Raw genomic sequence first — 16,850 nt, forward strand, 5'->3', positions numbered from 1 at the left:
TTTAAGATTATTTTATCCAAGAGTTTTTTGGTCAAATTTAAACAATACTTGATTGATCTCATATACATCATAATTTTCATTCTCAATAAAAAATTGAATAATCAAATCAAATTTATGGCTTGGTGATAATGCATAACCAGCTCTACTTAGTAAATCTTTTGTTTCATCTAGATTAAGTTCTAGTGCAATTGAAAAAGATATCGCGGTAATTTTGCTAGGTTGATAATCAAAGTTACTTTTAATTTTAGAAAATAGTCTTCTATCTATGTTTGCTTTTTTGTATAGTTCTATATCTGTCATACCTTTTTGATCTGTTAATCTAAATAATGATTCTACAAAAGTCTCATCGATTTCATCAATGACATCTACAATGCTTCTAGACTTATTAGTGCGTATATCAAAAGAATCAACTAGCATATCATGAACAAAATTGTTATCCATTTCATATGCCATAAAACTTGAATCATCTATATAATGATCCAAGATGTAATTATCAACTTGTTCAGTTAAGTTCTTTGATAGTTCATATGATACGTCATCATAGACAACTAGATAAACCATCATTTCATGTTCAAACAAAAAAGATTTGATGGTTTCAGTTGCTATTTTCAATGCTTTATCTTTTGGATACCCAAATGTGCCAGATGATATCAAAGGAAATGCAATCGATATAAGATTATTGCTTAATGCTAAATTTAAAGATGATAAATAGCAACTTCTTAAATCTTCATACTCGCCTTTAGTCCCATCAATCCATAGGGGCCCTACAGTATGAATGACATGTTTAGCTTTTAAATTGAATCCTTTTGTGAGTTTTGATTCTCCAACATTGATTTTTCCTATTTTTTTGCGTGCTTCAAAAAGAGCTTCACCTGAAGTCTTATGAATTGCTAAATCAACACCAGTTCCAATTGCTACATCAGTATTTGCCGAGTTTACAATAGCATCGACCTTCATCAGACTTATATCTTTTCTTATGATTTGAAAAGGCATAATATCCTCCTTTTTATGTATCAAGTATAAATTATAATTTTGTATTTCAAAATATAAAATTTATATTTTTTTCAAAGATATTTATTCTAAATCTCTATATCCTCTAAAATTTCTTTAACTCTAGTATAAAAAATAAATTGTTGAATAGGTATATCATAATATTCCATCAATTTTTTTATAGAATATATCACGCCTCCAGATGAAAATCCTCCAACAAGATAAAGATCTTCTCTAAATTTATGTAGGGTCCTGTTACCAGCATTATTAGTGTTATTTGCTATTTTATCTAAAGTTCCATCCTTCCAAGGATTAAATAAATCTTTGGCTATATCATCCATTATTTTAGAATCCATGCTATCTAAAATATCAATAATATTTATCAGCATATTTTTATATGTGTCTTGTTTGTATTCATGATCCATGTTAATAAATTTAAATGAGTATAGTGGTTGCCCTTTATAGTCTTCGTATTCATCTTCCAATGTATGTTCTATAACATTTTCAAATCGAATGTCTTTCGAATTATGTTTTGGTGCTTTGAATAAAGAATTAATAATTGATGATAGTCTAATCGCTCTTTCTTCTATTTCGTTCTTGCTCCATTGGTTTTTATCTAAAACATCACTATTTAATCTATTTGCTTTAGAATGCTCTTTTAATACTACTTTTTTATCATCAAATGATTTATTTCCCATATTAGAGTTATAACCCGTTAGCGAAAGATTACCTAAAGTATGTAGATAAGTATCATGGATAACATTGTAATTATCTCCTAACATTTTAATCCACGAATTTTCTAATGTTTGTGGCATAATGTGCTCAACAGTTAAATTATCTGTCAGTAATATCTCTTTAGTTGTGTTTTCAACACTTGCAAGTAAAAATTTAACAAGTTTTCTTTGTTTATATAGTTCTGTTGATTTTAAATTTTTCAAAAATTGATTTTCGTTTGGAACTTCATCTTTTGTTTTTAATTCTTTCATGTAATAAGCAATTGAATCATAATATCTTTGTTTGTTTTGTTCGATTTTAAAAATACGGTTATATAAATTTAAATATAATCCACGAAGGGAATTTGATGAAGACCCGCAAACAAGACGTTTGATATGATAATTCAAGAAAAACTGTAATACCTTTACAACTTCATCTTCATTAATGATATGATTATCAAAGTCTTTAAACACTTGAATGAAGAAAGGATACATTGTGGTTTGTTCAATATATCTATATTGACTAAGTAGTTCTTTTATTTGTTCTGAATATCTATCTGATTTACTAGTTAAAGCATGATAAATAATCGCTATATCATTTAATTCAATAAGAATACTTTCTCTAGAATAATTATTTTCTCTAAATAATTCTGTAAAAAGATTATAAATTTCGGAATTATTAACTTTTCTTTGTAATTTATACAGCAAAAAATTAAACATAAAATCTTCAAGGTTTTCTCCTCCTAAAAGATTATATAAGGGTTTCCAATAATTTTTATACAAATAGTCTTGTTGTTTAACACTCATGAGCAAAAAATTTCTAATTAAATCCGCTTTTGATAATTCTAGTCCTGTCGAATTTATTGACTCAAATATTTCTTGTGGATCATCTACACCTTTATTTAATGATAATTCTATAATAGTTAACTTGTGTAATGCTTGAAAAAATCTAAGCATATCTTCTTGACTAGAAATTCTGTTTGATAACTTGCTCTTTATAATTGAATAATTCTTATAAAATCCTAATGATGAATTCAAATCTTCAATTTTTCCCAACATCAACAATTCAAATTCTTTTTGATCTTCTTCTGTAGGTATAAGTTTATTAATTTGTTTAAGCTCATTTGTATCGGTAAACAGGTATTTGTCATTAATTTGTTGTTTTAACTGAGCAAATCCTTTTTCATTAGCCATCATTTCCAAAGCTTTAAGAATAATAATCATGGTTGTAACACGTTGTTGTCCATCGATGAGTAAAGATATTTTCCTACTAATCAAATCCGTTTCATTCAAGTAAACAATAGTACCAGTAAAATGTTCTTTTTCTTTGCCCATAATTGCGAAGATATCTTCGATAAGTTGGTTACAATGTTTAGCTTGCCAATCATAAGTTCTCTGATATACTGGAACTTTATATTGTTGAAAATGTGCTCCTATAAGGCTCATCATATATGTTTTAGATGCTTGCATAATACACTCCTAATTTTATTTAATTTTTTTATCTTTGATCTAATTTTACTAAACCTTTTTGTTCTCTGAAGATACTAAAAATCTTATTTTTTCATAGATTTTGTTTAACCTTAAAACTATTAAATACTTATTATTAACTCATATAATATCAATTTTTGAAAACTCAATTGTATAAGTATCATCTTTGCATATTAATTGGTATAAATCTATCTTGTATTTCTTAGCATAGTTTTTAAATATTAAAATATCAGGATTAGATAATCTATGTCCTAAAAATATTTTTTTAATAGACTTTGTTGCAAAATTATTATCAGAATCTAGTTTGATAATACGCCACTCTCTTTCATTAATAAATTCAATATGCTTTGTTGTTAAAGTTTTAAGAATTTCTTCTTCTAAAAGTTTTTCTCCTTTTGCTTGATCATCTATAAAAGTCAATATGCTTTCTCTTTGTATAATTGGACGATTGACAGAATATGATATTTTATATAAGTCTCCTTTTACTTCCTTTTTCAAAATTTTATAATCATATTCTAAACATACACCTTTAAAATTGTTAGCATATAACGCCCACATATAATTTGATGTGTGGATTTCTGATAAGCAGCCTATTTTAAAAATAAACCCGTTAATTAATTGTTTAAGATGTTCGACTCCATCTTTATTGTCATTAATTATTTTTAATAATAGTTCATTATAATCGAATTTTTTCATTCTATCAATAACTTCAAGATCATCTGGAGTTGGTTCACTTCCAATAACTTCTGTAGATTTTAAAAGCAGCTCATCAAATAATTCGCTTTGATTAGTTCTCCCAAATTTCTCCAAAATTTTAAAATAATCGTTACTCAAGAATAAATCTATAAAATCATATCTATCTTCAGCTGTATCTGTTTTTTTATTTGAAAATGCTTTTACGTTTTTAGCTAAATCAATATATGATTTATCCCCTATTTTAGATCTTGAAGCAATTTCTCCAATGATAACTTTTTTCATCTCATCTAAATTAAAGCCAAATGAAGAATCATAAATATCATTGAAATTTTCAGGAGAACTTAAATAAATATATCCTCCTTCAAGTGATTTCTTAGCATTTTCAATACTTGTATACTTATATAATGTATTCATACACTCCTCTTTATTTATTTGAATCAAGATACTTCGAAATAACTTTTAATAAATAGTCACCAAAAATATCTATGTTTTCTTTTTTAAACCCATAAACTTTTAATAAAGTTTCTTTATTTGTCGGCTTCATCTTAGCAATATATGTAGCAACTTTGTCATCATAGACATCTGTTTCTAACATTTTATTATATTTTGCAATCTTAACCCTTTCTAATAATAGTAAATCAATTAGATTTTGATCTACTTCTAATACAACTTTGCTTTTTTTTGTTAGACTATCTTTTACAAAATTAATAATTTCATTACCAAATGTTTCAACTTTTTTTGTTCCAAATCCTTTAATTTTTGATAATGAATCTAAAGTAACTGGTTTGTTTTCAATAATTGCATCTATCATTTCATTGTTATATACAGTATATAATGGATAAAGTTTATATTTTTTACTTAACTCAATTCGAAGAGCTTTAAGCAATACAATATATTCTTCATTTTGAGGATTTTTTTGTATGGGTTTTTTTACTTTTTTCTCTATTGGAATTTTTTTAATAATTTGTAAAAATTCGATAGAAGATTCTCCATTTTTTTCGATATCGTTTTCATATCTTTCTTTTATTGATTCAATTAACTTAACTACATCATCTTGTCTTAAAATTTTTATATCCATTACTTCTGCTATTTTTTTTGCATCTGTTGTTAAGTCAGATGTTGTAATTATCCATAAATCAGTTAAATTATGTCTAGATTTTGCGCTAGCTAGTTGATTTATTGGTTCAGTTCCTACTCTATTTTTCCAATATTTAGCTTGAACCCCGATTCTACGTATACCTCCCTCAACTTGAGGTATTGTTAAAATTAAATCAGCGCCACCATCGCCTTTTCCTTTTTTTCCAATTTTTTCAACTTTTGAGCCATCCAATTTGAAGACATAATATAAAAACCATTCAAATTTATCGTAATCGTAGTATTCATTATTCATTAATTCTTCAAAACTATTTGGAAATAAAAAATCGATTTTTTCTGTTTGTCTAAGTAAATCTTTTAATAATCCCATACTGATACATGTCTATCTTTCAATATAGACAATCACCTTTCTTATTTATATATATTATTTAATATTAAATTATGCAATAACCCTTTATTTCTCTTTTTAATTTCTTCTTATATCATCTAAATACTTCAATATATTCGCATAAACCAACAATGAAATCAAACCACTTATAGATCCAATCAATAAAATTGCCCCTGTTCCATCTGGTTCTCTATCGCCAATCATTACAAGTCCCATAATAAACATAAAAGTAAAGCCTACCCAGGCAATAATTTTAATGATTAAAGGAAACATACTTTCTTTAAGTTCTGATTTACGTTGTTCCCGACTCATTTTTTCATATTCAAGATGAAGTGCATAAAGTCTATCAAGTTCTTCATCATCCATATCTTCATATTTGTAACGTCTAACAATTTTAACATTATCATTTTGTGTTACTTCTTCATAAGGATAATCTTTAATATTTGCTCCATCCTGGCAATAAATCTTTTCTAACTTCAAGCTAGCATATTTAATCCCTTTAATTTTTTGATTCAAATCTTGTTCAGTTTTGTTCATTTTTAAAATCTCCTTTATTATTTTAATTTTATATTATCTTAATTATCATATATATGAAATATAACAGGTTGACTCAATCCACCACCAGATACTTCAAGCGTATTTTCATCTAACCAAACCCAATCATATGCATCCGGATTCCCAGAAACACAATAATCAATACAGTACCAATACTTACTATCCTCTAAATAAGTAGCAAACAAAAAGTTTTCTTTTATATATAGATCATGATGTGATACTAAAAAAGACTTTTCTTCAACTAATAGAAAATCTATCGTCTGAGGTTCATCAAAACTTACCAGTGAAACGTATTTGTCATCAAGTCCAAAAAGAATACCATGAATACCCATGATAAGTATGACTACAAAACTAACTAATCCAGTTAAAAACAGATTAGTTTTAAATTCATAATATGATATTAATTTTAAGAATAATTTTAGGATAGCAGGATATATAAAGAATGCATAAATGATAAATCGATAAGATAAATATAAGATTAATGTCCATCCTGTAATCCATTGTATGATCATGATGAGTAAAAATATAGATCCGAAAATTATCAAATATAGTTTGATTATTTTATCTATAGTTTCTTTTATATGATCTGGTATATATAAAAATAAATATAAGAAAACAATAACCTCAAAAAAGTAGGCTAGGATTGCGACTATGACAATACGAGAATCACTATAATTTCCAGTTGTGATTTTAAGCGTCAAAAAAACCATAAGTGATAAAAATATTATATTTAAAACAACCAACATTTTTTTCATTAAAAAAGCCCCCAGCTGTTATCTATGATAATATTTTATCACTTAATACGCTTGAGGGCAATTATATATTCAAACTTATGTAGTTTTTAATACTGCTTTTTTTCTTTTAATCATATATTTATGAACTTCATAATATATTTTTAATACAAAATATGTAATAAATAATATTAAATACAACACTAAGTTTATTGCTTTACTATAATTTAGGATCAAATGAATAAACAATAAGATATAAACGATATAAGCTAAAGACTGTAATAACTTCCAACTACTAACCTTCATCTTTTTTCTAATGACTTGAAATGATGTAATAAATAATGGAATCATAATCACAAATGAAATAAGCCCAAACCATTCAATAGATCTTGTGCCATCAAGAAACTGGAGTATATACTTTAATGCATGCGGGCTAATCACGATAAATCCTATAATAGAATATTCTCTTCTTAATCCCATAAACTTAATTCTTAACTTATGCTTCTTAGGTAGAGCTCCAGTAATCATAACGATATAAAAGAAACTTAATCCTAAAAATCCTTGAACAAACGGCAACGCAATTGTCTTATCTTTTAGAACAAAAGCTATACCGGAAATAATAACTGCGACGATATAAATCTTTATATTGTGCTTTCTAATAAATGGACCAGCAAATAATGCTAGTAATGTTAATATTGCTAAAAATGCTACGACTATCATTTTTTATTCTCCTTGTGTGTTTAATATGTCTAAATAACTTTTTAAATATTTCATCTTTTCATCATACCCTAATTGATGATATACAGGTCTTTCTTCCATAATGGCATATCTAAGCAATAATCCAACAATCATCTGTCCAAATGATATAGGGTCCATATCAAGATGATGATGCTTTACATAAAGCGATATCTTATAAATCACTTGATTAGATATGATCTTAGGAAATGCTAAATCCTCAGGTAGTTTATGAGATAGCGTTTCTCGTATCAACATTTTGATTACATCAATTTGACTAGATATAATGGTTAATTTTTCATCTAATAATTCACTAATAAAATCTGATAAACTCAATTCTAAATGAGGTTTTAAATCTTTATCTATAGATGTACCCATCGCTTTTTTAATCGATAAAATAAATAAGTTGTCTTTAGTCTTGAAATGACGAAACAATGTCATCTCAGATACACCTGCTTTTTTCGATATATCCAATGTGGTTGCTGATGTATATCCTTTTTCAGTAAATACCTCTAAGCTGGCATCTAAAATTAAATCTCTTGTATCTCTCATATCCTCACCATCTTTCTTAATTAGAAACAAAATATCTTCTATACTTCTTTATAAATGTTAGTGACCACTATCATATGATACAACAAAATCTTTCGAATGTAAAGAAAAAATATACAAATAATTAAATTTGTATATTTTATCTGTTAAAGTTATTTAATTTTATGATCATATGTTACGTGCTTTTCAAGACCTAATTCTAAGTTAAATTGTTTATTACTATATACATAATAAAGAATCCATAAAGTTATAGTTTTAATAACAAATACTACAAATTGAGCAATATAGACTTCTTTAAGGCTCTCTTTCCATATTGTGCTAATAATAAATGGATGAAAGATAATAAGCATCGCTACATATATAAATGTAAATTTATAATAGATAATTCTATATTTATACAAATTAAATGCTACAAATGCTACAAATCCAATAAACACAACTGAAAAGCCTAAATTAATATATGATATACTACTTGCTAAAGATTGAATCTCTTCTCCAGAATCCATATTTCTAGTGATGATCGGTAATAAAATATTTGTAAATGCTCCAGCAATACTTACTGTAAAAGATAAGATTGCATTCGCTAAAACCATTTTCATCACAATCTTATGTCCGGTAAGACTTTTAACATATGTATAAATAATAAGCATCAAAATAAGTCTTATAATCGCAAAATCAATACTTAAATATTCTATCAATGCTTTAAAAAATGACCACAGATATAAAGATTGTGCTGTTTGAAAATTTCCTACTAATAAATTATATCTCATATTTACATATGATGATGCTATTTGAAAAATAGCAATAATACCAAAAAATAAGACAGCATTTTTAGTTAAATACCTTGGCGCATTCTTTTCAGTAAGCCTTGTCTCATCATAATGATTCTTCTCATAAGCCGCAAATATCACATACTCAATAGACAACATTACAAATGATACACCTATTAATAAAGCTAATATTTGTATATCAATAACTAGTATCATAAATAAATAGTCAACTAATAGAATAGATCCTAAAATTAAAATAAACATGATCAACAACTTACCAATATTTTGTAATACTAATTTATAATACGCAGAACTATCTTCTTCTATCATTTTATAATTTGCATATAGTTTTTTTCTTTTTAATAAAACAATTAAAACAACAAATCCTATTAAAATCAATGTATTGGTAATATAGCCAAACGCAATCATATCAAAAGGTGTAATTGAAACCGCAAAATAATGTATCCAAAATCCACCAATAAGTAATACAGCATATCCTAATTTATAAATACGACCAACACTTTGTTCTAAGCGCTCATCATATTGATTACTATGCTTCATCACAAAAGTAGTCGATATAACAATGCCTGAGACTAATAAAACAAATATATCTACTAAATAGAGTTGATATATAAATCCATAAACTAGAAACTTAGTTCCACTAAATAATAAAGTAGTTATAAAAACTAAAACTAATATATATCCTTTAATTTTATTGAGTTCACTAGCTATTCGCTCATCATTCATGTGCATCCTCCCAGAATAAATCATTTAATGTTGTGTTTAAAGCTTTTGCTATAGCGACACACAATTTTAAAGATGGATTATACTTATCTTTTTCGATTAAAATAATCGTTTGTCTTGAGACTCCAACAATCTTTGCAAGATCTTCTTGAGATAATCCTAATAAAGCTCTCATAGATTTCATCTTAAGATTCATATATCCACCACCTTTTCTTAACATTATATATTATACATTACATAATGTAAAGTATATATTACATTTTTGTATAAAAAAATATTTCTGCTTCATTAATGTTTTGCTATATTCATTTTTTAAATAAAGGTGATATAATATAGGAACATATGAAAAAGTAAGAGGTGACACCATATGAAAAAAGAACGTAACATTATATTATTAGTTATAGGCATTTCTGGAACTGTAGTCTTTCTCATCACATTAACGATGTTATTTTTTGGTGATGAACTAGAACTACTCTTTAATGTCATTGGTATTAGAGTAGCGGCAGTATTTGTAGCTTTTGCGGCATTTTTATCTAGCATGCTATTTAGTTTACTTATCCTACTTCACAACAAGACAACAGTCAAAATAAACGATGACACCAATAAACGTGCTGAACTCTTTAGAGAACTTCAATTTGCATCTTCTAATTATTCTATTATTGATTTTATGGATAGAATGCTAATCTATGAAGAATCTAGTCGTTATGTTGATCGTGTGATCAATAAAAAGAACTTAATCTTTCATATGATTGAGTCAGGTGTTCATACACATGATATATTTACTAAACGAGATGACTATTTATTCTTCTCTATTAAAATTCCTTTTAAAATCATTGAAGGTAAAATTGTATCTTCGATAACCTTTGATAAACTAAGATTTGAGCGAGACGGTGTAAACTTTGAATTTATGCCACCAGAAAATGAAACTGAAAGTCGTGCATATATCTTATACAATGAACAAACAAAAAGAAATAATGTCATTATCAATCTAGTCATGAAAAAAGATAGCTCATTTTACAAAAAAGATAAGATTAACATCTTCTCTAAAATTAAAATCTATATGAATGTAACAAGCTTATTAGGTGTTAAGGTTGAGGGTAATAGTGAATTATATTTTACAAACCCAGAACAAATAGAGGGCGATGGATCGAATACATATCACATCAACTCATCTAACTTTATTTTGACTGATATGCCAAAGATTATCAATAGATAAAACAAAACCGACATTGAATGTCGGTTTTACTTTTTTATCTATTTAATAAATACAAATATGATCCCATCATTACCAAAATCTGAATCGTTTTTTAAAATGGACTCATATTTACTTTTAGTTTCATAAAACGGCGAGGTATCACTTAATAACTGATTTTTCACTTCTCCTGGACAATACCCTTTAATCAATCCTTGTTTTTTCATGTTTCTTAAAGATTTTAAAGCAGCATGCTTAGAGCTTGATGTTCCTCCAGTTGATCCATAACCAGTTAATATTTTAAAAGCTGATTTTTCACTTTTAACAATATCCCTTAATTCTTTACCTATCTCTGATATAAATATCTCACCATGAAATTGTCTATATGTTTTCATATCATTTCCCTACCTTATTTAAATATCTATAACCAAACTAAAGTTAAATAATAATTTCCAATATGAAGCAGAATTGCTGCATCATCCCAACCCTCAGATCCAACAGGAGCCCAAGAAGCTGCATATATTTCTATATATAAACTATTTTCTATGTCATAATCATCTAATAGATCATCAACTGTATCATATCCACTTCCTCTATTTAATGAAGATACATAATCATTTAAGATAACTTGTTGATCAGTAAGTGGTCCCGAAACTTCCAACAACTCATAATCACCATATTCATTAATTACATATTCTTGGATTGCATCTTCTGCATTTGTATATAATTCATAGCTTTGATATAACTTGTATACATCATTTTTGACTGAGATGATAAATAAAATATTTTTACCACTTTCAGTGACAGCGATATGAGCAATCAGTTCATCCAATCGTATGTCTTGTGCAACACTACTTAGTGTATCACCTAATACATTCTGTGCAAAAGTAGTTCCAACACTTAAAGAGTCTAAAACTTCAAAATCCAAATCAAGTGATGCATTAATTAAATCATCTGCATTATCCCATGAATCTTGTATCACTCCATCTTTAATATATACTTTACCAGCTAAAGCTTCTATCAATGCATTAAATCCCCATGTCTCTTGAACGAGTTGACCATCTATATCATGATAACTAACTGGAATAACTGCTGAAGTTGTATCAAAACCCCAATTTAGTGTAAATCCAGTACGATTATCATCATAAAAAATTTCAAAGTAATTGATAGAGTCTATGATGTTTGGGCTAATGCCCCCAAGACCTAAATCAGTATTAGCAATCATCATATAAAAATAATAACTAGATGGAAAAGCAATGTCTATAACATTAAAAACAACTTTAACATAATTTGTGTCATCAACTAATAATGCTTCATATTGATTAACTAAGTTTGTTACCATAGTTTGTATATTTGTATTCCCACCTGATTGATATGTAAAAACCAATTCAATTTCAGTATAATGATCAACAGTCCCTGCTTCATAATATCCATCCAAAATAGCTTGGTCAACTGCTTGTTTAAAATATGCTAATGCTTCATCTGGAAAATATCCATATGAGCTACCACCAAAATCTTCAACGATTGCGGCACCTGCGGCACCACTTCTAACAGAATACCCTGATTGAGCATCTAAAAAGTAAGTTGAAGGAACTAATGTAAATGCTGGTAAGTAAATACCTACATCATTAACAGCTGCTTCATATCTATCAAATCCATACATTAATGCTTGTCGCATAGATTGATACATTAAAATAGGTTCTGGAACATAGTTATTAGATATCCAAACATTTGGATGATCTAAAATATATTGATCTCTTGCTTCTTCTGTACCAAATCCATTAATCATTATAGACCATACAGTATCATCAGGTGCTATCTTTGTTCTTGCATCATCTACGTAATCGTATAAGTCTGAATTAGGTATAGCTGTATAATCTAATCTACCCGCAATAAATTCATCAAAGATTTCATCTAAATTATCAAAATATGTAAATTGATATCCAGTATAGTGATACATACTAGCATCTGGATGTAATTCATTTTTCTTAAATGTAATACTTTCTTCTATTGTCCATTGATCAAGATAATAAACACCACTTGACGCAACATCTACTGAAGTCTCTCCATAAGTGCCACCACTATCTGGATCTCCAAGCTCTTCAAATAATTGTTGATTGATTGGTGCCATGATATTATTGGCAAATTGATAGTACACATCAAACGCTTCTTTATCTTGTTCATATTCTAATTCAATTGTATAATCATCTATTAACTTTATACCAACAAATTCCCATGGAACTAATCCATCAAGATAAGCTTCGATATTTTTTATACCAGAAGATATAAAATCTGATCCCCCTGATATTGCTCTAAACCATTCATGATCTAGTGCATACTTAAAAGTCCACATATAATCATTAGCATCTAATTTCTCATAATCAGATCCTAGATTTGATGTATCAGTATTTGGATTAAACTTCCACTCAAGATCGTCTCTTAAAACGATTGCCCACTGTTTAGCATATGTAGTTCCATCAATAACACTACCACTAATTGGTTGTGGTAAAGACTGAGCTAATTCTGGAAGAATTTCATAGCCTTTTTTAGATGAATCAAAAAAGAAATTATATAATGCCCCATTAAATAAATCATTAAATTCAGATGTATCTGAATCATCGGATTCCCAAGGATTTAAAGTTACAGGATCAAAACTATAAGCAGATCTCCATGTATATTCACTTGTATTACCATAAGTAGATCCATCCATTAATACATTTGAATCATCTAAATTTAATTGTGAAAATTCATCGCCATATCCCAAGACACCATTATATTCATCACTAAACAATTGAACTCTTTCGCTATACATCATCATATGTGAATATGTATAAAGCGGAACCCCACCATAAACATTATCAAGCAAGTAACGTTCAGCAGCAGCAAACAAAATATCCTTATTTACCCCATCTAAATTAGATAAATCAACACCATTTTGATACTGAGCAAGTGGATAGTCTTCTATAATTTCATAACTTACTATAATATATCTAGTCACACTAGTTGTATTGCCAACACTATCTTTAACTTCATAAACAACAGTATAATTTCCTACTTCTTCATTATTGACATCATTTGTTTTTATGATAATACTTGATGTTAAATCCCCATCTTCTTCATCAATTGCGGTGACTCCATGAAGTGGATCAAATGCATCAAATACGAGAATCGTTAAGTCATCAGCACCCATGATTGATGGAACTTGATCAAATATTAAAGGATCATTTTTACAAGCGACAACTGTTAAACTTGTAAATAACACTATGAAAATAATCAATATTTTTTTATGTAATTTTATTTTTTTCACACCACTATTCATAGCCACTCTCCCGTATGTTATTTTATTTATTATACCACAATAAAGCCACTTTTTTTCAATATTATAATAATTATAATAGATTTATTAAAGAAAAAGCAATCCCCAAAAGGATTGCTTTTAGTGGGAAATTTCTTTCCCTGAGAAAAATGAATATCATCATTGTCAATATAAATTTTAATTGATTAAGTCTTCTTAATATATTTTCTAGTATCAAGTGCAACAGCTGCTACAATAATGACACCTTTAATAATATATTGATAATAAGCATCGATACCTAGATAAACCATTCCGTATGTAATAATCGTAAACATTAATACACCAGCAATAGCACCACTAATCTTACCAATACCACCACTAAATGAAATACCACCAACAACACAGGCTGCAATCGCATCAAGTTCATAGTTAAGACCAAATGCGGTATTTGCACTACCTACACGTGCGGCTTCTAAATAACCACCAATACCATATAAGACACCAGCTAATAAATAAACCATTACTGTAGTTTTCATAACACTAACACCTGATATTTTAGCAGCTTCTGGATTTCCACCAACAGCATACATATTCTTACCAAATGTAGTCTTATTCCAAACAAACCACATCACAACAGCAACTAGTATTGAGTAAATAATCAATTTTGGAATTTCCATCCCGAAAATCTCTAAATTACTAACAAAGGAACTGTATGTAGGATCAAGTGATCCAATGGGTTGAGGTCCTGCAGCAGACGTATTAAAGTATAATAACATAATACCGTATATTGCAACACTTCCACCTAATGTAGCTAAGAATGGATGTACTTTAAATTTCGCAACTACATAACCATTAATACCACTGAAAAATGAACTGACTACAATAGCAACTAATAAAACTAGGATATAGAAGAACCATTGGAAACCAGCAACTTCACCTAATGCATTTGTACGCCAAACCCAATCAGGTAATGTTTCATAAAATCTAGCACCGTAACTAAACGATTGTAAGAAAGATGCTGTAATAATTGCAGAAAACCCAACATTCTTACCTAACGAAAGGTCGGTACCTTGTAAAATGATAATGCCCCCAACACCTAATGCTAAGATTAATCTTACACTTGATTGTGTTAGGATATTTTTAAATACACCAATACTTAGAAATGTATAGTCACTAATAATAATAAATATTATCATTGACCCAATAATGATATAAATCGCATTATTGATTAATACTTCTTTAATATTCTTTAGTTCTCCTTTAGAATCATAAAACAAATTCTTGAACAAGTTTTTAAAGAAATTATTTACTTTATCCATTTTTATCCTCCTATAAATACTTTGTAGTCATTTTAAACAACTCTGCTTGTGAAGCTGTCTTTGTATCTAAGATTCCGGCTAATCTACCATTACTCATAACACCAATACGATCGGTGATTCCAAGTAATTCTGGCATCTCACTTGATACCATGATAATTGATTTGCCTTTACTTACTAATTCAAGCATTAACTGATAGATTTCATATTTCGCACCTACATCAATACCTCTTGTTGGTTCATCCATCAACAATATATCAGGATCGGTTAATAACCATCTACCAATAATTACTTTTTGTTGATTTCCACCACTTAAAGCTCTAATTCTTTGTTTATTTGATGCAGCTTTAATACTCATTGCTTTAAATTGCTTATCAGTATCAGCTAACATTTTTTTATTATCTAGTAAACCAATCTTATTTACATAATTATGAACATTCGCGATGGTTATATTAAAGATAATATCACCTAGAGGATAAATACCTGTTTCACGACGTTCTTCTGTAATTAAAGCAAATCTATTTTTAATTGCTTCAACTGTATTTGCGTTTTTAATTGGTACCCCATTTAAAATGAGTTCACCACTTTCTCTTGTACGGGCTCCAAAGATACTTTCTAAAAGTTCTGTACGACGAGATCCTACTAATCCACTGATACCTAATATTTCACCACGTCTTAATTCAAATGAAACGTCATGTACTTTAGGTTCATACAGTGTTGTTAAATTTTTAACCTCTAAAACAATATCTCCAACTTTATGTGCCTTATGTGGGAAACGATGTTCTAAATCTCGACCAACCATCATATTAATGATTTTGTCCATTGTTAAATCTTTTGTTGCTTTAGTTCCGATATAATTACCATCTCTTAAAATAGTAACGTAATCTGATATTTCAAAAATTTCTTCCATTTTATGAGAAATGTAAATAAGTCCAATACCTTTTTTCTTTAAGGTTCTCATAATTTCAAATAACTTATTGACTTCATTTTCTGTTAATGATGATGTTGGTTCATCCAAAACGATGATCTTAGCATCATAAGAAACAGCTTTAACGATTTCAACCATTTGTCTTTGAGAAACACTCAATTCTTCAAGAGTTTTCTTTGGATCAATTTTTACTCCAATACTCTCAAATAATTCGACCGTATCATTATACATTTTTTGTTCATCAACAAATAAACCTTTTCTAGGATATCTACCTAGCCATACATTATCTGTTACCGTTCTAGCTAAAACTTGATTTAGCTCTTGATGAACCATCGAAACTCCATTTTCTAGAGCATGTTTTGGATCAGTAAAGTTAAACTCTTCTCCATTCAAAAAAAACTTACCTTGGTCTTGTGTATATATACCAAATAAGCATTTCATTAATGTTGATTTTCCTGCTCCATTTTCACCCATTAATGCATGTATAGTTCCTGGTTTAACACTTATCTCAACATGTTTTAAAACTTTTACACCACTAAAGGCTTTACAAACATCTTTAATTTCTAATAAATATTCGCTCATTTTTATACCTCATTTGTTAAATCGGTTTTTTTTGCCGTTACTTCTTAATTATTGACATAAATAAAATTATGGAAGTACACTGA

Annotated in this window: 15 protein-coding genes; 1 reads left to right on the top strand and 14 read right to left on the bottom strand. The window is 28.1% G+C overall.

Annotation, left to right across the window (positions count from 1 at the left end; genetic code table 11):
• Window positions 1–12 precede the first annotated feature (12 nt).
• The 10 genes from MPAN_RS07990 to MPAN_RS08035 form a co-directional block, all read right to left on the bottom strand.
• Window positions 13–993: a macro domain-containing protein gene (locus MPAN_RS07990; protein ID WP_176239323.1), complete on the bottom strand. Its 981-nt coding sequence runs from the start codon at window positions 991–993 to the stop codon at window positions 13–15.
• 86 nt (window positions 994–1,079) lie between these two features.
• On the bottom strand, window positions 1,080–3,173 hold the full coding sequence (locus MPAN_RS07995; protein WP_176239324.1) for a DUF262 domain-containing protein: 2,094 nt from the start codon (window positions 3,171–3,173) through the stop codon (window positions 1,080–1,082).
• A gap of 138 nt (window positions 3,174–3,311) precedes the next feature.
• Complete coding sequence (locus MPAN_RS08000) at window positions 3,312–4,301, bottom strand: DUF2971 domain-containing protein (RefSeq protein ID WP_176239325.1); 990 nt, start codon at window positions 4,299–4,301, stop codon at window positions 3,312–3,314.
• A 10-nt stretch (window positions 4,302–4,311) separates the two neighbouring features.
• Window positions 4,312–5,352: an HRDC domain-containing protein gene (locus MPAN_RS08005; protein WP_176239326.1), complete on the bottom strand. Its 1,041-nt coding sequence runs from the start codon at window positions 5,350–5,352 to the stop codon at window positions 4,312–4,314.
• A gap of 96 nt (window positions 5,353–5,448) precedes the next feature.
• Window positions 5,449–5,907 carry a hypothetical protein gene (locus tag MPAN_RS08010; RefSeq protein ID WP_176239327.1) on the bottom strand — a complete coding sequence of 153 codons (459 nt, stop codon included), beginning with the start codon at window positions 5,905–5,907 and terminating at the stop codon, window positions 5,449–5,451.
• Window positions 5,908–5,945: 38 nt separating this feature from the next.
• Complete coding sequence (locus MPAN_RS08015) at window positions 5,946–6,680, bottom strand: hypothetical protein (RefSeq protein WP_176239328.1); 735 nt, start codon at window positions 6,678–6,680, stop codon at window positions 5,946–5,948.
• A 75-nt stretch (window positions 6,681–6,755) separates the two neighbouring features.
• Complete coding sequence (locus MPAN_RS08020) at window positions 6,756–7,376, bottom strand: ferric reductase-like transmembrane domain-containing protein (RefSeq protein ID WP_176239329.1); 621 nt, start codon at window positions 7,374–7,376, stop codon at window positions 6,756–6,758.
• A 3-nt stretch (window positions 7,377–7,379) separates the two neighbouring features.
• A complete protein-coding gene (locus tag MPAN_RS08025) occupies window positions 7,380–7,943 on the bottom strand; it encodes a TetR/AcrR family transcriptional regulator (RefSeq protein WP_176239330.1) in 564 nt (187 codons plus the stop codon).
• Between the two features lie 149 nt (window positions 7,944–8,092).
• Entirely contained in the window at window positions 8,093–9,457 is a 1,365-nt protein-coding gene (locus MPAN_RS08030) for a hypothetical protein (protein ID WP_176239331.1), read from the bottom strand.
• Window positions 9,450–9,650, bottom strand: a complete 201-nt coding sequence (locus MPAN_RS08035) for a helix-turn-helix transcriptional regulator (protein ID WP_176239332.1) — start codon at window positions 9,648–9,650, stop codon at window positions 9,450–9,452. Before MPAN_RS08035 ends, MPAN_RS08030 begins: the two co-directional genes overlap by 8 nt.
• A 171-nt stretch (window positions 9,651–9,821) precedes the next feature.
• Here MPAN_RS08035 and MPAN_RS08040 point away from each other — a divergent pair, with 171 nt between their 5' ends.
• Window positions 9,822–10,670 carry a hypothetical protein gene (locus MPAN_RS08040; RefSeq protein ID WP_176239333.1) on the top strand — a complete coding sequence of 283 codons (849 nt, stop codon included), beginning with the start codon at window positions 9,822–9,824 and terminating at the stop codon, window positions 10,668–10,670.
• 38 nt (window positions 10,671–10,708) lie between these two features.
• On the opposite strand, the gene MPAN_RS08045 is transcribed toward MPAN_RS08040, so the two are convergent.
• The 4 genes from MPAN_RS08045 to MPAN_RS08060 form a co-directional block, all read right to left on the bottom strand.
• Window positions 10,709–11,041 carry a hypothetical protein gene (locus MPAN_RS08045; RefSeq protein WP_176239334.1) on the bottom strand — a complete coding sequence of 111 codons (333 nt, stop codon included), beginning with the start codon at window positions 11,039–11,041 and terminating at the stop codon, window positions 10,709–10,711.
• A 26-nt stretch (window positions 11,042–11,067) separates the two neighbouring features.
• Window positions 11,068–13,965 carry an ABC transporter substrate-binding protein gene (locus tag MPAN_RS08050; protein ID WP_176239335.1) on the bottom strand — a complete coding sequence of 966 codons (2,898 nt, stop codon included), beginning with the start codon at window positions 13,963–13,965 and terminating at the stop codon, window positions 11,068–11,070.
• 182 nt (window positions 13,966–14,147) lie between these two features.
• The gene (locus MPAN_RS08055) at window positions 14,148–15,260 is read right to left on the bottom strand and encodes an ABC transporter permease subunit (RefSeq protein WP_176239336.1); all 1,113 of its coding nucleotides are present in this window, start codon (window positions 15,258–15,260) and stop codon (window positions 14,148–14,150) included.
• 10 nt (window positions 15,261–15,270) lie between these two features.
• Complete coding sequence (locus MPAN_RS08060; RefSeq protein WP_407659114.1) at window positions 15,271–16,773, bottom strand: sugar ABC transporter ATP-binding protein; 1,503 nt, start codon at window positions 16,771–16,773, stop codon at window positions 15,271–15,273.
• Window positions 16,774–16,850: the final 77 nt, after the last annotated feature.

It is taken from the genome of Mariniplasma anaerobium (assembly GCF_016865445.1).
In the GTDB taxonomy this organism is placed as follows: domain Bacteria; phylum Bacillota_I; class Bacilli_A; order Acholeplasmatales; family Acholeplasmataceae; genus Mariniplasma; species Mariniplasma anaerobium.